Here is an 18,364-nt window from a genome sequence, read left to right on the forward strand (position 1 = left end):
TTTATGCTTCGAAATCACACAACCCGAAGGCATGTACCGATTTCTCAGCGTCGATCTTGCAAGCAAGATCGTTACTCACTCGTTGTTCAGTTTTCAAAGATCAAACTTGATTTGTGTTACTCTTTTTTCGTCTCAACCGCGTTTTCGGCGGCGACTTAAATAATGTAACACATTTCGTTCGTTTCCGTCAAGAACTTTTTTTATTTTCTTTTTTTAAAGCTTTAGCTCTTCACGATTTCCTGTGCAGAATTTATCATTTGTTGACGATAAGCTCGTTTGAGGAACGAAATATAATGTATCATATTTCCTGAATAAGAGTCAACTTCTTTTTATAAATTATTAAACAAACAAAAAAGGAAGGTTTCCCCTCCTACGTTATTTACCATTTTGCGGCCGGCTTTACGAGTATTCACCCCTCAACCCAATAACGGATTTCCCGTCCATCTCCACCTATAAAGGATGGCCAACCTGCCGATTCTTTTACTATAGAACGAAATACCAGCTTACGAAGAATGAGCGGCAGATCCTCCCGTACAAATCTCAACTGCGGATGATGGACAAGTTCATCCATACTCCACGGTTCCCTTCGACTTCCCAGCACACGCAGAAGCAATCTGGAGCAGTCGCTCATTTTGGACATCACTGAGAATTCACAAGCAAGCAGTACAAGCTCAACTCTCTGTTCCAGCGTCTCCGAACTTACTGTAAGCTCCTGATATAGCTTCCACAAAGCACGATCCAAACTCTGCACATGTGTCCAGACAGCATGATCCGGGTAAATCCCCTGCTCAATGAGTACAATTCGCGCCCAGTTCCCCAGTGCTTCAAGCACATTGTAGTAGGCATCTACAACATGACCCTCTTGAATGTAACGTTTGGCTTCCACATACATTTTTAAAAAACTGGCGAATTCATGAAGCAGCTTTTGCTCACGCAATTCGGTTCCAAAAGCAGATAGTTCCTCTCGCAAATCGCTCAAGGCGTTATCCGCTTCCCAGATGATCTCCCCTTCAATCAGACACTGCATGATGTTATTGTTATCCCCCGTAATTACACTGCTCTGCAATTCATGACGACTGACATAGATCATTTGATAACGAACATCACCATATTTGTAGTGTCCAACCTTGGATATCAACTGGTCGGTATTATGAACAACAAGTACGAGCAATTCAAAATCCTGGATTAGGGAGCCGTGGAATCGCTCTCCCGGGTGGGAATAAGCGATAGCCCCAACTGCCCCTGTCTCTTCCGACTGTTCGGACAAAAAAGCAAGGTTCTTTAGTTCCACGATTCCCTCCATACAATTCATGGCAGATAAGCGCCAAGTCAGTTATAATGTAATTCTACATGCTGACTAAAGTTTCCTTCTTATCCAGGTCCGATACTACTCATACGATAGGAGCATTTTTCATGATTTTTAAATCAGCAAAAATTAATGCTTTTCGCACTTGGGGACTACTACTTACCATGCTAGGCATGGGCCTAATGGTACTGGGAACTGCCGGAATTGTGTTCTGGGGACACGCGGGTAAAGTATTTGCCGCTGTGGGACTTGTGATTGGACTGATTGCCATGATGGCTAGTCTGGCCATTTATTTCTGGGCTGGTATGCTTTCCACAAGCGCTGTACAAGTGGACTGTCCGGAATGTGGCAAGTTAACCAAAATGCTCGGCAAGACGGATCGTTGTATGTTCTGTCACACCATCCTTACCCTGGACCCTAATCAGGCCAATATAACAAGTTCACAGCTGAAAGCGCATTCCACACCTCCATCCCCTTCCGACACAGATCATGGCATGAGTTCCAACAGCTAGATGTTCTTTTCATCAAAGCCCAGAGACAGAAAAAAGGCCCGGTATCTTCACCGGACCTTTTTTTTGAATTCAGAAAGACTTTTAAAATAATTGATATAAGTTCAATACAGCTATTTCAGGTCTATTTCGAATACCCTGCCTGTTTGAGCGTCTCCCATGCGGATGCATCGGCAAAGCTTCGATTCCATGCAGCTACGCCTCCCAATTTCAGCGAAGCAACCAAATCAACACGTGCCTGAAGCGAAACGGTATCCTCTAGCCAGATTTTCTTGGTGGCTCCATCCTCGGAATATTCCACATAATTCTGTCCGCTTTGTTTATCTAAGACAGGTTTGAGTTTCTTTTCCTTGATCAGGTCTGCGATGGTACTCATGCCTACCGCTTTGGAAGACACTTTCACTTCTCCTTGATCATTGGCCTCTTCCGTCCAGATTCGAGTATATAGCGGTACAGCCATAATCAATTTGTTCGAGGGTACTTCATCCTCCTCCAGGATCCGTCTCATAGAAGATTCGGTCCAAGGAAGCGAGGCAACCGAACCAGCCTTTGGACTTGCGGCCCAGTGCTCATCATATGCCATAACGACAATATAATCGGCAAAAGAGCCTAACGAGCGACGATCCAGAAAAGCGGACCACATCTCACTGTTCGATTTCGGCGTCACATCAACCGAGAGCATCAAGCCATGTATACGCGCCATCGCCTTGATTTCGCGGACAAATTGAGTGATATTTGGTCCATCGTCTGTATAGACGTTCTCAAAATCAATGTTAATGCCGTCCAAATGATAAGTCTGTGCAAATTCCAGCATCTGCTCAATAATATGCGTACGTGTCTCATATGAGGCCACGGCTTCTTTCGTAATATCCGGGTCAAAACTGTTATCCATCAAGGCCCACACTTCCATACCGGAACGGTGAGCCCAGTTGACGTATGCTTTATCCCCTTTGCTTTTTACGTTGCCTTGTCCATCTGTAATATGGAACCAAGTGGGGCTGACGACGTTGACTCCTGGCATTTTGCCGATCGAAGCCACATCAGGCTGTCGATTGTATACGGCTTCCCAAACCAGGTTTACCGGTTTATTCTGCCACTTTTTCTCCGCTGCGGTCAGTGTGAATGGGGGCTTGTCCAGCTCCTTTTTCTCCGTAAGGGTGACATATTTATTAGCTACATAACCGGCATAACCATTATCCAACTGCACAAAGCTCTGGTCATCACCCGTTTGCCAAACTCTTACTCGTGCGTCCTGCTCCATATCGGCAATGATGGGAGAAGATGCTCCCCCACGCTTATACAAAGGAACCGTTTTGTCTGCCTTGGAAGACAAGGTATCAATCTCTGCATACTGAATGGTGTCGCCTCCACGCATCAATATCACAGCACCCGTTGTAGCATCTTCCTGTATAGCTAATCCGTATACTTCTTTGAGTGGTTTGAGCGGAATATAAGCTTCTCCCCCAACGACCTCCGGTTTAACCGTCATAGGATAATCTCGATGATTAAGTTCTGCCTTCGTACTACCTTCCTTCATATGAAGCACTCGCTGCGGTGTTGCAATAATGATATCTCCTGTGTCAGCTTCGTAACGTATTCCGGAATCAATCGCCTCTTGCAGCACCGATACAGGCAACTTAAGCTGATCTCCCGTTCCTGCAGCCTCGCCATCCATCAATTGTCCGTCCACAAAAATAGGTTGATTCATGCCAATCCAGTCGGGGTCTTCGTGACTCTGACTAAGCCAAACATTCGTTATTAGCCAATAAGCACCACCTGCAATAACACAGGCAGCCAAAAATCCAGGCCAGAACGAGCGGCGCTTCTGACGTGTATATCTGCTTTTTCTACTCAAACCTCTACCTCCGTTAATCAATCATGCTGAATCATAAAATATCTAACCTGCTGAGAGCTATATACCTTCTATCGTCCTAAAAACAAAAAACGTGAAGAATCCAAACTGAATTCTGCACGTTAATATTGTAATTCAACTCTCTTAATCCCTGCAACTTTTACAAACACCATATACTTCCAGTCGGTGACCATGTACTTCAAATCCTGTACTTGACTCCGCCTGAAGCTCTACGCTTTTTAGCGAAGGATAACTAAAGTCTTCAATCTTGCCGCATTTATCACAGATAACATGGTAATGATCCGTCACATTGGCATCGAAGCGACTTGAGTTATCTCCGTATGTCAACTCCCGGACCATGCCCGCTTCCAGAAACATCTTCAAATTGTTATATACAGTCGCCACGCTCATACTGGGAAACTGGGGTTCAAGCGCACGGTAAATTTCATCGGCTGTCGGATGCCCCATGGATTCCATCAGATAATTCAATATGGCATGACGCTGGGGTGTAATACGGACACCGGTCGTTTTCAGATGCTCCAACGCATGTTGGACACGTGTTGCCATAAAACCCACCGCCTTACCTTTCATTACTCTGTAGAGACAAAAGCATTATCATGTAGTCTCTTCTTTCAGAGTTGATCCTCGGCTGGAACAGCAGCATTACATTTCCCCTGCCGTGTAACCTTGCCAGTTTATATTTATTGTACGGCGATTGCAAGTTTATTGTCAACGCGCCAGTCAGGGAACTTCAGACGTTTCGTCTTGGGAATTCTGTCCGTCTTCGGTCATTTGTTCCAAGTTATCATCCGTATTTTCCGAATCCAGTGTATTCGTCCCAACAGGAGGCACTGCAGGATTACGATCAATAGTGAGGTCGCTGTTCCCCTCAACTTTAACCGTATACTCTCCTTCACCAAGCTGGCCTTCAATCGTTTTATTCTTCACGGTAAACGGCAGATCCGTTTGCAAATCTCCATAACTGCTGGAACCACTAAGGCTATAATCCCCACGCTCCGGAAGCAGAATGTTAATCGCACCTACAGCGCTATAAATGTCCCAGTCACCGCCTACTTTGGCGGATACAATGCTTATGCTTCCATTGAGGGACTGAGCTTTGACCGCCAAACTTGCGCCGTCTACATTAATACTTCCGTTTCTGGTATCCGCTGTGATCTCTCCAACCGAGTCGGTGATGCTAATACTTCCGACTTGTGTAGTCAGATTCACATTTCCAGAAATTCCACGGGCCTTCATATCCCCTCGATTACTGTTCAAGTCCACATTTCCGAACGCATTTGCCACAATGACATCACCATTCAGTGTTTTACCCGAAATATCACCTACGGCATTCGTAATTCGTATACGTCCATTCCCTGTCTCAGCAAAAATGGTACTAATGGCTTCCGGACGATTCAGTAATATGGCTCCATTAGACGTTCGAATATCGAGATTGAAACGACGATCATCCGGGATCGTTATGGTAATATTCATTCGTGGTTGTGTTTTCTCGTTTTCTCCGTACGTTTTGCCTGTCGTCTTGATATGAATTACTTTTGTCCCGTCCGTCTCAACAAAGGAAGCGTCTGCCACAGCTTTGGCCTGTACTTCGGTTGTCTGATCCACCCAAACTACCGTGCGTACTTCAATCTCTTCCGTGTCCCCTCGCTGTACCGAGATATCCCCGTTCACTCCCTCAACAATAATGTCCGAAGTATCCATACCAACAGGCACCCGAATCGTACCCTTATCTTCCATGTACCCTGCAGCCTGGCTATAATCCATAGATGCCGCCCCCAGATTAAGACTCACCCTGTTCCACAAATGCATGTAATGATCCTGCTCTGTAACGATAAATACAGAGGCTGTCAGGAGAAGGGAAGTCAGGATACCTTTCGCATCGGGTCTGAAGCGCATTTTAATTTTGTCACCTTGATCTGAAGCTAAATTCCCTCTTCTGCGTGTTACTAAGAACAACAGTATGTATTCCACACCCAATACTACGAGCAAGAGGGGCCACCAGTCGACCATTTCATATACATAGTCCGTTCCCCACCGTTTATCCAAAATCAACAGCACACCGACAGCTATGATTAAAGCGGCAGCCGTATAGCGGCCGACCCGGATTTTACGGTTCATGGCTATCCCTCCTTGAATAGTTCACACTAGATTTTCTTCTTGCGTAGCATGACCCAGATTTCTCGTCCAAAAAGGATAAGTCCTCCTGCGATCATCAGAACAGCAAAAGTGTATCCGCCATACACAGCGATTAGTTCTTTAAACCAACGCGGTTTGCGAAAGAACAAAACCAACAGCGATCCTCCTACAATAAGAAGCAGCCCAAACGAAATGCCTCTTTCCCACACCATCATAGCTTCCCCTGCAGAACGTTCATTAGGGATCGGCTTGTCCGAGCTATTGTGAGTAATCGCTCTTCTTCTGCGCATCATCACCCAGTCCGCAGATTGTAATACGTCGAATACATTGTAAAAGTAAATTACCGGAATAAACAATGCCAGCAGGATAAGCAATGGTACATTGATCTGTATTCCAATAGATGAGAAGTACAAGAGTGCTGACAGGTCCAGAAGCACAAGCATCATGAAAGTCAGACCTCTCATATATAGTCGGAGATAGATATGGCCCAGACCGGGAATAACCGCACTTAGCAACCCGGCAATAAACTTGTGAGTCCGATTTCGGACAGGTTTTCCTCGCGTTCCGCTGGAATGAATGTTCGACTGACGTTTCCGATTCATAAACGACTCCTTTCTTCCGGGCTGATGTTCCCGCTCTTCATGCATTTGGTTAGATAGTACCCTAAAGAGCCGGGAGAGTAACTGGAAGAAATATGGTTATGAGCAAAAACCCTCCGGCACTAAAGGCTTCAGAGGGTTTAATTCATTTATTCGACCGACACCTTCGTTACATGTTCCCACTGTCTTAATTTGGATACAAGCTGTACTGCACTGAACTCATGTGGCATGTAAACATGCAGCACAATTTCAATTTTGCGTTCAACCGATATCATTTCTGCATAAGCCAAATCCTGCTCATTAACCGTTATTTTACGGATTTTGATCTTCTCCTGCTCCAGAAATGAAGATACCTGTTCCAGAAAGCCGGGCTCAGACAAGGTATGAAGCGTAACGACATGCAGTTTGTTTCCCCGTATATACCTCAGCTCCAACTTATTGAAAACCCAGAGGTTAAGCAATACCAAGACTGTTGACACGATGGAAGCAAAAAAGAATCCCGCACCTGTTGCCAGTCCGATGGCTGCCACCACCCAAATGGAAGCTGCCGTTGTCAGTCCGGTAATCGACTTTCCGGTAAAAAGAATCGTGCCCGCTCCGAGAAACCCAACGCCAGTAATAACGGCTGTCGCCAAACGGGCCGGATCAATCCTAACATTTAATTCATTGGCAAAATCTTTAAAACCATAAACAGATAACATCATAATGAGTGCAGATCCAAGACATACCAGAATGTGGGTACGCAAACCGGCAGCATGATTGGAACGTTCCCGCTCCAGGCCTACAAGCCCCCCAAGCAGCATAGCCAGTAATAATCGCAATAAAATGTGCCACTCATCTATCAACCAGGGATTGCCCAAAACCGGTATTCCTCCTCCACGTTGTTTACATCATTAATCTTTATTCTTATGAAATGTCGTTAATTCCACTCCCGGTGCAATCTGTACAACTTCCACGGGTTTGAAACCGAATTTGGTATACAATTGGACGGCTGGTTGATTCAACGTTCCTGTAGAAACGATATAACGCGGAAGATTCGAATGCTGTTCAAACACATACGTCATCAAAGCAGCAGCAATTCCTTTACGAAAATGTTCAGGGTGCACCATCATTCGTGTAATCGTCAATGTATTGATCTCTTCCTCATCCACTGCAACCGCACCAATCAATTCGCCATCCGTGTCCAGATAGCCATAAAAAGTCTCTCCACAATTCTGCAGTGTCTCCATCGTATCCATTAAAGGCGGAATTTCCTGAAATCCGATGATTTCCGCTTCAAGCCGATAAGACACATGCTGTAACCGCCACAACTGACCTACCATCTCCACATCGTTCAAAGACAACGATTGAATCTTCATACCTTCCTCATCTCCTTTGTACATCACTGAATCCAGGACAACGAAATCAAACCTGTACCCCTAACACAAAAAGAGGCTGTCACAGGGACGAGCCTCTTTCTGTCCGGCCTCACCGGATGGATTAGCGGTTCAGTACATCTGTAAGCAGTTGGTTGGCCAGTCCCGGATTGGCTTTGCCTTTGCTTTCTTTCATGACTTGACCAACGAGGAAACCAATGGCCTTCTGCTTGCCGGCCTTGTAATCTTCCACGGACTGCGGGTTGTTCGCAACAACCTGCTCTACAATGGCGAGAATGGCACCTGAGTCACTAATCTGGACCAGACCTTTTTCTTCAACGATTTGCTGTGGAAGCTTGCCGCTCTCCAGCATTTCCTTGAATACCGTTTTGGCGATTTTACTGTTAATTGTACCTTTTTCAAGCAATCCAATCATCTCACCCAGACCTTGGCCAGTCAGTGGCACCTGAGTCAATTCAAGGTTGCTTGTATTCAAATAACCGAGCAAATCGCCCATAATCCAGTTGGATACGGCTTTGGCATCCTTGGTGTATTTCAGACTGTCTTCAAAAAGATCAGCGACCGCTTTGGATGACGTAATAACCTCTGCATCATAATTAGGCAGACCATAGTCAGCAGTATAACGGGCTTTACGCTCGTCCGGAAGCTCCGGTATGGAAGCTCTGATCCGTTCTTTCCAGGCTACATCGATATGCAGCTTCACCAAATCAGGGTCCGGAAAATAACGATAGTCATGGGCTTGCTCTTTACCACGCATCGACAGTGTTTTCCCTTGAGCCTCATCCCAGCGACGAGTTTCCTGAACCACTTCACCGCCGTCGTCCAAAATTTCCGCTTGGCGATACTGTTCATATTCCAGACCACGCTGAACGCCGCGGAAGGAGTTCATGTTTTTCAGTTCGGCTCTCGTCCCCAGCTTCTCCTGTCCATACGGACGCAAACTGATGTTGGCATCACAACGCAGGGAGCCTTCTTCCATCTTCACATCAGACACATCACAGTACTGCATGATGGCACGTAATTTTTCAAGATATGCACGCGCTTCTTCCGGGGATGAAATCTCAGGTTCGGAGACAATCTCCACCAAAGGGGTACCGACACGGTTGAAATCGACCAATGAAGCATAGCCGCCGTCAACATGGGTAAGCTTCCCTGCATCTTCTTCCAGATGAAGACGCGTAATGCCGATTCGCTTCGTTTCACCGTTGACTTCAATATCGATCCAGCCGTTCTCACCAATTGGTTGATCAAATTGTGAGATCTGATAAGCTTTCGGAGAATCGGGATAGAAGTAGTTTTTGCGGTCAAACTTGCTGACATCAGCAATAGTGCAGTTAAGGGCCATGGCTGCTTTCATCGCGTAATCTACAGCTTGGCGATTCAATACAGGCAATACGCCTGGATGTCCGAGACAGACCGGACAAGTATGTGTATTGGGCGGAGCTCCAAAGGCAGTGGAGCAGCCGCAAAAGATTTTGGAGTTTGTATGCAACTCGACATGGACTTCAAGTCCAACGACCGTTTCATATTTAGATGCGGACATTTCTATATTCCTCCGTTCCTGGCAGTCTACAGCTGCGGACGCTGCTTGTGGAATTCCGTATTTTGTTCAAACGCATGTGCTACGCGCAGTACGGTCGTTTCATCAAAGGCTTTACCGATAATCTGCATGCCTACAGGTAGGCCATCCGAGAATCCGCAAGGGATGCTGACTGCAGGTACACCAGCCAAACTGACCGGGATGGTCAGAATGTCATTGAGATACATGGTAAGTGGGTCATCAACTTGGGAACCAAGTTTGAATGCCGTTGTTGGCGCAGTTGGTCCAATGATGACATCATATTTGGCAAATACGTCGTCGAAGTCCTGTTTGATCAACGTACGCACTTTCTGAGCTTTCAAATAATACGCATCGTAGTAACCCGAGCTGAGTGCATAGGTTCCAAGCATGATGCGTCGTTTTACTTCGGGACCAAAACCTTGACTGCGGGACTGGTGGTACAGATCCAACAAGTTTTCCGGATTGTCTGCACGAACACCATAACGCACGCCGTCGAAGCGAGCCAGGTTCGAAGAAGCTTCCGAAGAAGCGAGAAGATAATACGTAGCCACCGCATATTCGGTATGCGGAAGAGATACTTCTTCCCATGTTGCGCCGAGTCCTTCGAGGACTTTCAAGGCAGAAAGAACGGTCTCTTTTACTTGCGGATCAACGCCTTCACCAATGTATTCCTTCGGAACAGCGATGCGAAGCCCTTTGACATCCCCTGTCAGTCCGCTCAAGTAATCCGGGATATCCACTTTCGCGGATGTCGAATCTTTGGCGTCATAACCAGCAATGGCTTGCAGCACATAGGCAGAATCCTCGACATTTTTCGTCAAAGGTCCAATCTGGTCCAAGGAGGATGCGAATGCAACCAGACCAAAACGTGAAACGAGTCCGTAGGTAGGTTTCAAACCGACAACGCCGCAATAGGAAGCGGGCTGTCTGATGGAGCCCCCTGTGTCTGATCCCAATGTGAAATAAGCTTCTCCAGCAGCCACAGCAGCAGCCGATCCACCGCTGGAACCACCTGGAACACGATCGAGTGCCCATGGGTTACGTACAGGGTAAAAGCTTGAATTTTCATTGGAGCCGCCCATGGCAAATTCGTCCATGTTCAGTTTTCCGATCGTGACGGTATCCGCCGCTTTCAGCTTCTCGACAACCGTTGCATCATATACCGGGTCGAAGTTGCGTAAAAACTGGCTGCCGCAGGTTGTGCGAAGTCCGTTTGTCACGATGTTATCCTTAATGCCGACTGGCAGACCGAAAAGCAACCCTTTCTCCTCGCCACTGACGAGTCGATCATCCAGTTGACGTGCACGAGCACGCGCTTGTTCTTCATCCAGTGCCAGATAAGCCTTAACCTTCTCTTCACGTGCACCAATGTTCTGATATGCCTGATCCACCAGATCGCTTACCGACAGCTCCTTGGCGTGCAGCTTGTTATGTATCTCCGGCAACGATTGTTCAAATAAACTCACGTAATTCTTCCTCCTTCCGGTTATCCGTTATTCCATTACTGCAGGCACTTTGAACTGCCCGTCTTCTTCTTCCGGTGCATTGCGCATCACCTGTTCAATTGACAAACTTTCCTTCGTCTCATCATCACGCATCACATTGCTGACGTGCAGCACGTGAGTGGTAGGTTCAATGTCATCAGTGTCCAGCTCATTCAGCTTCTCAGCATATTTTAAAATCGCGTTCAGCTGCCCTGTCAGGGTCTGCTCTTCTTCAGCAGTCAAATTAAGCCGGGCCAGCTTGGCCACATGCTGAACGTCATTATTCGAAATACTCATTTCCGGATGCCTCCTTCATTCGTTCTAATTCCTGAAACCGCCGAAAACGAATCGTTCGTTTAACGGGCTAAAGTCCCAAGATAACTTTTTTCATTATAGGTGAGATAGTTCGACAATTCAATGCATACGACTCGAGTTGCCGAATATGCAAAATAACCCCACAACGGTGGAGTCCTCCTGTAATGCATATTTCAAAACCCATTTAGCAAAATTACCACATGCAATATCAAGATTACACGCGCTTCAAAGTTCAACCGTTCTAAATCTAATCAAAAAAGAGCCGGCATCAGCCGACTCTTCAAATTCTAAATCCATGCACGCAGATTAACCTGCTTTATAAAATCCGCCTGTGACATAACATCGTTCGCGGTTTCCTCTTCCTCTTCCACAGCTTGAAAGTCTCCGTTCATCAGATGATGAAACAGTTTCTCATTGTGTGTCGCAAGGGCGTAATCTATCAACGCTTCCCGCTCGACCCGCTCAGCTTCCTGCTTCAGCAGAACCTCTTCCAGATCGACGTCGCCGGATGGAACAAAAAAGTTCCGATTCACCTGCGGCACTCGAAGAACGTAATCGAACGCATTGTCCGGATTCCGGTCATAAGCGATGATGAAACCATATTCCCCCACAGGAAGATTCTGCTCAAACGCATCCGCGACGATGACAACCTTCTCTCCTAATCGCAGCATCGTCTAACCTCCTGGTAGTCTATCTTTTTATTATTTGTATAGTCTACTAGAAAAGAATAGCGCTGTCTACGATTACTAGAATTAAACAAAACATTTGTGCAAAATCTTTTTTCTGTTGCATAATGTTATTATTTTTTTGATGTTTGCTTAGGGGGCCTGCGGTCTGCTCGAACAGCAACAAACCAGTATATGATCAAAGGCATCGGGAAACTGGTGATTCCCCACAATCCCCATAACCAGGGAAAACGGCCACGCCTGCGTGCATCCCGAAAGATCCATGTTCCCTGAACAAGCAGTACAATGGCAAGTAGAATAAGCCATACGAGCGGAATCTCTTCTAATGAATAATGAAGATCATTCATGATGAGTCGTCTCCTTCCGGCGTCGCCCTGACCAGATGGCAGCCACGGCAATCGCTGCGACCAAGCTAGCAGCCTGAATACCCAAATATAGCGCCGGAGCCGAGTGTAATAATAATGCACCAAAGGCGATAATGAATAGTCCCACAATCCAGAACAAAATCAATTCGATCCGATTGGCTCGCCTTCCTAGCTGCCTTCGTTCCTTAACTTGGGCTTCAAGTGAGGCTAATGAAGGGATGTTTACAGGCTCATAAGCATCATCAAGCACTTTCATCTGTTGTTGCATCCGTGCCAGAATTTCTTGTTCATCCTGTTCTTCAGATCTGCTCATGCTCATCCCAGCTCCTTTCTCAATTGGCGAAGACCATAGGCTGTACGCGACTTCGCCGTTCCAGATGGAATACCCAGCATTTCACCAATTTCATCATATCCATATCCATAATAATGCTTCAAAAGAACGGCTATGCGATGCTCAGGCGTTAACCTTGTCATGGCATCCATGACATCCGTCCATTCTTCATTCCGACTCTCGAATTGCCATCGCAACTTTCTTACAGCTTGGTTGCGAACGGCCTCCAGCCAGATCTGCTCTCTTCGCCTGCGCCTCGTCTTATCAATATATATCCGGGTCGCAATCGTAATCATCCATGACGAAAAGGCAGACGAACCATCGTACCTTTGAATATTTTCCATACATCGAATCATGGTATCCTGCACCGTCTCCTCCGCAACGTTAGGGTCCATCGTTACTTTGACAAGATACTTATACACAAAAGCGTAGTGACGCTGGAGCAGTTCTGCCAGTGCACTGTCATCTCCCTGTATCGCCCTCTGTACTTCTTCCAGTTCGGCTGCCTCCATCTGGATTGTCACCTGCTCTCCGCTAAGTCTTATGTTATTACGACAGGCTCTGCAGAAACGTTCAATTCAATCCAAAAAAAAAATCTGAAGCCGACAATTTCCCGGGCAATCAGACTTCATTTCGGTAATCTTGCAGTTTGTCGAACCACGGTTGGTTGTGGGCACCGCTGTTTAATAAACGACTTCTCCATATATTTTGCTGTTGATCCTTGATTTGATTCATCTCATTACTGATGTAACTATGTAGTTGAGGACGCTGGGGAATTGATTCTATTTTGCCATTCTCCATTGCTCGAAGGTTTTCTTCGATGATCAGATGCTCGGCACGTTGTCCCAACTGGATAACTCGCTTTTTCTCCACTTCTATTTCCTCGCTCTCCTTAGCTATTATTCCATGATTCTTCTGACTATTATTAGAGCTCAAGCTTATTATGATTCGACTTGCTAAATGGAAAAGAACGATCTTCTGTAGAAGCTTGTCATTGATCTGTATGTAGGGTTAAACGGGATGTATCTTGGATATAAAAGAGGCTGAAAACAAAAAAAGAACGCAAACCGGGTATAGACCACAGTCTGCGTGCTTCGCAAGTTAGGGTGTTTCTTTTTATTGCCTCAGTTAGATGGTGCTTTATCGCTTGTAACAACTAATTGCTATTCTAATGAAAAAGTTGTCACTTGTCCAGACATTCTTCACATAAATTGTCGGATCATCTGGCAGAGACGTATGGATTGTTCTTCTTTTCATAACCGATTGTCGTTTTGGGACCATGACCTGGATATACTTTGACCTCATCCGCGAAGGTGTACAACTTGTTCTGGATCGAATCAATCAAATCTCGCTCACGGCCTCCAGTAAGATCCGTTCTGCCTACACCCATACGGAACAGAACATCACCTGCAAACAGGTCATCACCACATAACAGACTTACACTGCCTGGTGAATGTCCGGGTGTATGATACACTTTGAACGTATGACCAATAAAATTCAGAGTCTGCCCTTCGTCCATAGCATATTCAGCTGGTTCTGTCGAAAGCGGTGGGGTAGCCTGCGGCCAGTTCAAAGAACCATTCAACTTAGGGGTTGTGAGCCAGTCACTCTCCAAGTCATGCAAATAAACAGGACAGCCTTTCAATTTGCGGATTTCATCGACGCCGCCCATATGATCAAAATGCGCGTGAGTCAGCAGGATCGCTTCAATCTCCAGGCCCTGAATGGCTTTGAGCAACGGTCCCGGATTCATTCCGGGGTCAATAATCACAGCTTTATCAGGATCGTCACCCTGCAACAGATACGCATTGGTCTGGAGCGGTCCCAATGAAAATGTACGAATGTTAAGCATATCGGCTCAGTAACCCGAAATCAGTTCACGCAGCTCACGAATAATGGCTGCATTTGACTCCGTTCCTTCCCCATAACGTTTCCCGATCTCTTGACGCGCAACAGCCAAATTATCCTGATAATCTGCCGCTTCACGGTCCGGATTGAGACGTTTGAATTCAATCATAACCTCTTGTACATGTTGCGGACGAGGCCCCCATTGGCCCAGTACATGTCCGCCTGTATCTGCAAAAATAACAACAGGTACAGAGCGTCCGCCCATCGTAAGAAACTCATCCATCACTTCAGGATGATTTTCCATAATAAGAACTTCTGTCGGAATGCCCGAGATTTCCAACGCCTGGAACACGACCGGAATATTGCGTACCACATCGCCACACCAGTCAGCAGCCAAAATTAAAACACGTAAATCATCGCGGTAATTCAGGCTTTCGAAAAATTCACGATCATCTTCGTTCGGCCATACAAAGCTGTCATAGTTTGCCTGAAACTCACTTTGGTTCTTCGTCATGCTCTCAATGAATTCTTTCGGCGGCAGACCTTTACCGAATTTGTGAGACAAGTTTGGTTTTCCCATAACTAGACACTTCCCTTCTTTTTACGAACATTCATCCATTTAATAAGTACATAAATAATCATAAGTGCCAGAGCAACGAGCAGAATCGGCATAATATAAGGTGCCGCTTTTTCGTTGATATGTTGCCATTGATCTCCAAGTATCATCCCTAAATATATAAACAATGCAGACCAAGGTATAACAGCGAGGGTTGTCAGCAAAATAAACCGACCCGTATGCATTTTGGATATGCCGGCAGGAATCGATATGGCATGTCTTACGACTGGAACAAAACGCGCTGTGAAAATGACACCTGTCCCATACTTGCGGAACCACTCTTCGGAATGGTCGATGTGCTTTTTCTGGATCAGTATGTATTTTCCGTAGCGTTCAAGTACAGGTCTTCCGCCATAACGGCCAATCCAGTAAATAAATAGCTGGGCTATGACACCGCCCACGGTACCAAAAATCATTGCACCGAAAAAATTAATATGGCCTTGTGAAACGAGAAAACCTCCATATGCCAGTACAATTTCACTCGGAATAACTTCAAGCATTAGTCCAAGCATAATTCCAAAGTATCCAAGGCTTTGGATCCAATCGAATAATTGATTGACAATGTTATGAATAACGTCCATCTCGACCCTCTTTCTTCATCCTGATTGGCAGTGCCCTTCGCACCATGGATGTTCGTCCCTATTTTATCACAGGCCTGTAGCTGTTGCTACTTCACCCGTTTGGGATAGTGTCCCGCAGACAGCCGTTTGCATATGGTATCGGGAGAGGAGCGTGAGAAGATGTCACCCAAATCAGCACCCGGTACTCCCCCGGTAAAACATAGCACTCCAGGCCAGAAACTGCCTTCTGCCCGAGGGATCCGAAGGGCATGCAGCAAAGAGCTGTATCGAACAGCCAAAAAGCTAAAGGTATACATCTCCCCAGAACGGATGAAGCAGGCAGAAGAATTGTATTATGGGAAGGTCATCACCAATCTGCTCTGGATCGGTGAAAACCGGGATAATCGCAAAAAATTATGCGAATGGTGGAACGCCGATGTCAGCGTTGAGATTGCGACTCTATGGGGTGTGGAGGTAGAACCGCTGCAAGGTGCCTTCAAGGAAGCATTTGGCGGATATCGCCTGTAGATTCAGAGTAATGGACAGGTAACGGACAGGTAACCAAACAGTTTATGTGCAACATAGGGCTTGATGTTGAATTTGAATAGAACCTGAATCAAGCCGTAAAAAACCACTACTTTCGGTGGAAATGTGAATTGTTTTTATCCCATTCCATGTTGAATCATTCGTTTTCATGGATTTAGTTCAACATCGACGTTGCGTGAGGCCAGATATTCAGGGATACTTTCTGCTCACCTCTGAAGCAAGTGGATTAAAAGCAAGGATAAGCAGATTATCCCCATAACGTAATGCGACTTCATTAAGCCCAAAGCGCCGATCATTTCTCGCCTTCCCTGCCGCCACTTCTTCAGCCAGCTGTCTATACCGTTCGTATAACCTTACTCCGGCAGAAGCGGTCTGCCTTCCTCGCTCAGCATAGCCCGCCGCCAGCTCCCTCCGTGATGCCTGTTCCATCCAATATAAAGCCAGGGACTGGCTGGAGGCGTCAAAACGATTGAGGGCTATGGCTTGTTCAAAATAGTTCCCGGCTGACTCTCCTCTACCCGATCGAGCGGCCCACTGCCCCAGCTCTCCGTAGAGTTGGGGGTAAACTGGTGAATAGGACAGGCTCTGCACTAACATTAATTCAGCCTTTTTCGCAGGAAGCGTACGAGACAGGGAGATGGCGATATCCGGTCTGTAGGGGTTAAACTTGTACGCCGCCGTAAGCAGCGTCTTACGTTCAGCACTTCCTGCATCATTGGAAATTGCTTGACGGTATTGTTGATCTGCCGCCAATTGATGTCCAGCAAACCAGGCTGTCCCTCCAAGCCAAAATATGATGAACAGTCCTGCTAGTATCAGTTGAGGCCACGGAGTCAACTGACGGAAAAAGCGGGGCCGTTTTTTGTAAGCGGCGGCCTCCTGTACAGTTTGCGACGATAGTGCCCAGCCCCCCAGCCAAATGAACATCATCCAGAGAAAGGTGAAGCTCCAGTCAAAATCCATTGCACCATGGAGGACAAAAACAATAACCGAAGGCAGCAGCCAAGGAGCCTGCCTCCACATGGTTCGCAGGGTGGAAAAGAACCAGCCAGCGATGAGCAACAGCCCAATTATGCCTGCATCGAGGGCAAGATCAAGGATGCCGTTGTGGACCTCGCCTCCAACATAAGGCGAGGATTGGATGGCGCGAAACATGCTGCGCCATGTCTCTCCCCCGTGGCCCATCCATGGGGCCTCGGTCCAGAGCTTCAGGGCGTCCCGCCACATCTGAAGGCGGGACAGCCCTGTGCCGACACCAGCCGCCATGCGGTCGGCGGTGGAGGCCACGGCCAGGGCTGCGGCGGTGATCCCCGCCAGCCCCGTGGCCGTGAGGGCAGCGGCGCGGGCACGAGCGCCGCTGTGCCACAAACGGCACAGCAGCAGCGTGCCGAGCAGCGCAGCTGCCCAAGCCCCGGCCAGTGCCAGCAGGCCGGGCACGGGTGCAGGCGCCAGCTGGGCAGCAGCCAGCTGGCGGTAGAGCCAGGCCGCGCACGCCAGTGGCGCGGCCGTGGCCAGCAGCAGCGGCAGGCGGGCACCGCGCCGCTGCAAAGCGAAGGCGGCGACCGCGGCACAGCCGGTCGCCAGCCAGGCGCCGCGCGACTCGCTCAGCAGGAGCGCGGCTTGCGCGGGCATGAGCGGCAGCACTGCCGCGATGAGCCGCCCGGCCGACAATGGCCGGGCTACAGCTCTCGCGGCGGCAGCCAGCCGCTCCAATGCGTACATGCCGGCAACGGCGCCGTACGCATTGGGGTACTGCAGCATTCCGCCGAGCCGGGCTCCGGCGGAGCTGATCTCAGGGTCAGCGGTTCGCATGACCCCATAAGGCAGCGGCAGCACACCGCACGCGGCAAGCACGCCGCTTAGCACAAGCAGGCCGCCTGCCATTTGCCAGCCGCAGGCAAACCATCGCGCTCCGTTCGCGCGCGAAGCCAGCATCGCTGTTAGCAACGCAAATATAGCCAGCAGGCTCCAGCGCAGCATCTCATCCAAGCTTCCCTGTACACTGACAGAGCCCCTCCATGCATGCAGGCCCAACCAGACTGCCAGAGCCAAGGGCCAAAGCATCCATCGGAGATGAGCGTACTGCATAATAGCCACATAGAATCGTTTGAGGTGATCCAACCACTGAGCAATCCCTAGTTGCCCACTCGTCTTCGGTGCATTGAAGCACATCATGAACAAAATAAACCAAATAAGTGCGCTGCCTGATGCCATCAGCACCATGGGGTATACGTCCGTAAAATAAAACAATCC

The 18,364-nt window shown here is 47.6% G+C and carries 21 protein-coding genes; 2 read left to right on the forward strand and 19 right to left on the reverse strand.

What is annotated here, in order from left to right:
• Window positions 1-409: 409 nt before the first annotated feature.
• Window positions 410-1,291 carry a nucleotidyltransferase-like protein gene (locus P364_RS0117195; RefSeq protein WP_024631325.1) on the reverse strand — a complete coding sequence of 294 codons (882 nt, stop codon included), beginning with the start codon at window positions 1,289-1,291 and terminating at the stop codon, window positions 410-412.
• 122 nt (window positions 1,292-1,413) lie between these two features.
• On the opposite strand from P364_RS0117195, the gene P364_RS0117200 reads away from it, so the two are divergent.
• Window positions 1,414-1,818: a YgzB family protein gene (locus P364_RS0117200; protein WP_024631326.1), complete on the forward strand. Its 405-nt coding sequence runs from the start codon at window positions 1,414-1,416 to the stop codon at window positions 1,816-1,818.
• 121 nt (window positions 1,819-1,939) lie between these two features.
• Here the strand turns inward: P364_RS0117200 and P364_RS0117205 are convergent, their stop codons facing one another.
• The 17 genes from P364_RS0117205 to P364_RS0117285 all read right to left on the reverse strand — a co-directional run bounded on the left by P364_RS0117205 (window position 1,940) and on the right by P364_RS0117285 (window position 15,586).
• Entirely contained in the window at window positions 1,940-3,670 is a 1,731-nt protein-coding gene (locus P364_RS0117205; RefSeq protein ID WP_024631327.1) for a glycosyl hydrolase family 18 protein, read from the reverse strand.
• Window positions 3,671-3,811: 141 nt separating this feature from the next.
• Window positions 3,812-4,234: a peroxide-responsive transcriptional repressor PerR gene (gene perR / locus P364_RS0117210; protein ID WP_024631328.1), complete on the reverse strand. Its 423-nt coding sequence runs from the start codon at window positions 4,232-4,234 to the stop codon at window positions 3,812-3,814.
• Window positions 4,235-4,408: 174 nt separating this feature from the next.
• On the reverse strand, window positions 4,409-5,806 hold the full coding sequence (locus P364_RS0117215) for a DUF4097 family beta strand repeat-containing protein (protein ID WP_024631329.1): 1,398 nt from the start codon (window positions 5,804-5,806) through the stop codon (window positions 4,409-4,411).
• A gap of 26 nt (window positions 5,807-5,832) precedes the next feature.
• Complete coding sequence (locus P364_RS0117220; RefSeq protein WP_024631330.1) at window positions 5,833-6,426, reverse strand: hypothetical protein; 594 nt, start codon at window positions 6,424-6,426, stop codon at window positions 5,833-5,835.
• A 146-nt stretch (window positions 6,427-6,572) separates the two neighbouring features.
• Window positions 6,573-7,283: an MgtC/SapB family protein gene (locus tag P364_RS0117225; protein ID WP_024631331.1), complete on the reverse strand. Its 711-nt coding sequence runs from the start codon at window positions 7,281-7,283 to the stop codon at window positions 6,573-6,575.
• 33 nt (window positions 7,284-7,316) lie between these two features.
• On the reverse strand, window positions 7,317-7,781 hold the full coding sequence (locus P364_RS0117230; protein WP_024631332.1) for a GNAT family N-acetyltransferase: 465 nt from the start codon (window positions 7,779-7,781) through the stop codon (window positions 7,317-7,319).
• 121 nt (window positions 7,782-7,902) lie between these two features.
• Window positions 7,903-9,342, reverse strand: coding sequence for an Asp-tRNA(Asn)/Glu-tRNA(Gln) amidotransferase subunit GatB (gene gatB / locus P364_RS0117235; protein WP_024631333.1), 1,440 nt, complete (start codon window positions 9,340-9,342; stop codon window positions 7,903-7,905).
• Between the two features lie 26 nt (window positions 9,343-9,368).
• Window positions 9,369-10,826: an Asp-tRNA(Asn)/Glu-tRNA(Gln) amidotransferase subunit GatA gene (gene gatA, locus P364_RS0117240; RefSeq protein WP_024631334.1), complete on the reverse strand. Its 1,458-nt coding sequence runs from the start codon at window positions 10,824-10,826 to the stop codon at window positions 9,369-9,371.
• A gap of 27 nt (window positions 10,827-10,853) precedes the next feature.
• Window positions 10,854-11,141, reverse strand: coding sequence for an Asp-tRNA(Asn)/Glu-tRNA(Gln) amidotransferase subunit GatC (gatC, locus tag P364_RS0117245; RefSeq protein WP_024631335.1), 288 nt, complete (start codon window positions 11,139-11,141; stop codon window positions 10,854-10,856).
• A 305-nt stretch (window positions 11,142-11,446) separates the two neighbouring features.
• Window positions 11,447-11,830 (reverse strand): hypothetical protein, encoded by a 384-nt coding sequence (locus tag P364_RS0117250; protein ID WP_024631336.1) that lies wholly within the window; start codon window positions 11,828-11,830, stop codon window positions 11,447-11,449.
• Between the two features lie 128 nt (window positions 11,831-11,958).
• Window positions 11,959-12,192 carry a hypothetical protein gene (locus P364_RS0117255; protein WP_024631337.1) on the reverse strand — a complete coding sequence of 78 codons (234 nt, stop codon included), beginning with the start codon at window positions 12,190-12,192 and terminating at the stop codon, window positions 11,959-11,961.
• Window positions 12,185-12,523, reverse strand: coding sequence for a YxlC family protein (locus tag P364_RS0117260; RefSeq protein WP_024634553.1), 339 nt, complete (start codon window positions 12,521-12,523; stop codon window positions 12,185-12,187). Before P364_RS0117260 ends, P364_RS0117255 begins: the two co-directional genes overlap by 8 nt.
• Window positions 12,524-12,525: 2 nt before the next feature.
• The gene (gene sigY / locus P364_RS0117265) at window positions 12,526-13,053 is read right to left on the reverse strand and encodes an RNA polymerase sigma factor SigY (protein WP_024631339.1); all 528 of its coding nucleotides are present in this window, start codon (window positions 13,051-13,053) and stop codon (window positions 12,526-12,528) included.
• Between the two features lie 109 nt (window positions 13,054-13,162).
• On the reverse strand, window positions 13,163-13,414 hold the full coding sequence (locus P364_RS0117270) for a hypothetical protein (RefSeq protein WP_024631340.1): 252 nt from the start codon (window positions 13,412-13,414) through the stop codon (window positions 13,163-13,165).
• 346 nt (window positions 13,415-13,760) lie between these two features.
• Entirely contained in the window at window positions 13,761-14,393 is a 633-nt protein-coding gene (locus P364_RS0117275; RefSeq protein ID WP_024631341.1) for an MBL fold metallo-hydrolase, read from the reverse strand.
• A gap of 6 nt (window positions 14,394-14,399) precedes the next feature.
• Complete coding sequence (locus P364_RS0117280; RefSeq protein WP_024631342.1) at window positions 14,400-14,969, reverse strand: thioredoxin family protein; 570 nt, start codon at window positions 14,967-14,969, stop codon at window positions 14,400-14,402.
• Between the two features lie 2 nt (window positions 14,970-14,971).
• On the reverse strand, window positions 14,972-15,586 hold the full coding sequence (locus P364_RS0117285) for a DedA family protein (RefSeq protein ID WP_024631343.1): 615 nt from the start codon (window positions 15,584-15,586) through the stop codon (window positions 14,972-14,974).
• 159 nt (window positions 15,587-15,745) lie between these two features.
• On the opposite strand from P364_RS0117285, the gene P364_RS0117290 reads away from it, so the two are divergent.
• A complete protein-coding gene (locus P364_RS0117290) occupies window positions 15,746-16,093 on the forward strand; it encodes a hypothetical protein (protein ID WP_024631344.1) in 348 nt (115 codons plus the stop codon).
• Between the two features lie 207 nt (window positions 16,094-16,300).
• Here the strand turns inward: P364_RS0117290 and P364_RS38260 are convergent, their stop codons facing one another.
• Window positions 16,301-17,548 carry an O-antigen ligase family protein gene (locus P364_RS38260; RefSeq protein ID WP_328285962.1) on the reverse strand — a complete coding sequence of 416 codons (1,248 nt, stop codon included), beginning with the start codon at window positions 17,546-17,548 and terminating at the stop codon, window positions 16,301-16,303.
• Between the last annotated feature and the right edge of the window lie 816 nt (window positions 17,549-18,364).

The organism is Paenibacillus sp. MAEPY2 (assembly GCF_000499205.1).
Lineage (GTDB): Bacteria > Bacillota > Bacilli > Paenibacillales > Paenibacillaceae > Paenibacillus > Paenibacillus vandeheii.

Bases quoted from the DNA above. Each gene is read 5' to 3' on its own strand.
- P364_RS0117200 (WP_024631326.1), top strand. From the start codon at position 1,414: ATGATTTTTAAATCAGCAAAAATTAATGCTTTTCGCACTTGGGGACTA.
- perR (WP_024631328.1), bottom strand. From the start codon at position 4,234: ATGGCAACACGTGTCCAACATGCGTTGGAGCATCTGAAAACGACCGGT.
- P364_RS0117215 (WP_024631329.1), bottom strand. From the start codon at position 5,806: ATGAACCGTAAAATCCGGGTCGGCCGCTATACGGCTGCCGCTTTAATC.
- P364_RS0117220 (WP_024631330.1), bottom strand. From the start codon at position 6,426: ATGAATCGGAAACGTCAGTCGAACATTCATTCCAGCGGAACGCGAGGA.
- P364_RS0117230 (WP_024631332.1), bottom strand. From the start codon at position 7,781: ATGAAGATTCAATCGTTGTCTTTGAACGATGTGGAGATGGTAGGTCAG.
- gatB (WP_024631333.1), bottom strand. From the start codon at position 9,342: ATGTCCGCATCTAAATATGAAACGGTCGTTGGACTTGAAGTCCATGTC.
- gatC (WP_024631335.1), bottom strand. From the start codon at position 11,141: ATGAGTATTTCGAATAATGACGTTCAGCATGTGGCCAAGCTGGCCCGG.
- P364_RS0117250 (WP_024631336.1), bottom strand. From the start codon at position 11,830: ATGCTGCGATTAGGAGAGAAGGTTGTCATCGTCGCGGATGCGTTTGAG.
- P364_RS0117255 (WP_024631337.1), bottom strand. From the start codon at position 12,192: ATGAATGATCTTCATTATTCATTAGAAGAGATTCCGCTCGTATGGCTT.
- P364_RS0117260 (WP_024634553.1), bottom strand. From the start codon at position 12,523: ATGAGCAGATCTGAAGAACAGGATGAACAAGAAATTCTGGCACGGATG.
- sigY (WP_024631339.1), bottom strand. From the start codon at position 13,053: ATGGAGGCAGCCGAACTGGAAGAAGTACAGAGGGCGATACAGGGAGAT.
- P364_RS0117275 (WP_024631341.1), bottom strand. From the start codon at position 14,393: ATGCTTAACATTCGTACATTTTCATTGGGACCGCTCCAGACCAATGCG.
- P364_RS0117280 (WP_024631342.1), bottom strand. From the start codon at position 14,969: ATGGGAAAACCAAACTTGTCTCACAAATTCGGTAAAGGTCTGCCGCCG.
- P364_RS0117285 (WP_024631343.1), bottom strand. From the start codon at position 15,586: ATGGACGTTATTCATAACATTGTCAATCAATTATTCGATTGGATCCAA.
- P364_RS0117290 (WP_024631344.1), top strand. From the start codon at position 15,746: ATGTCACCCAAATCAGCACCCGGTACTCCCCCGGTAAAACATAGCACT.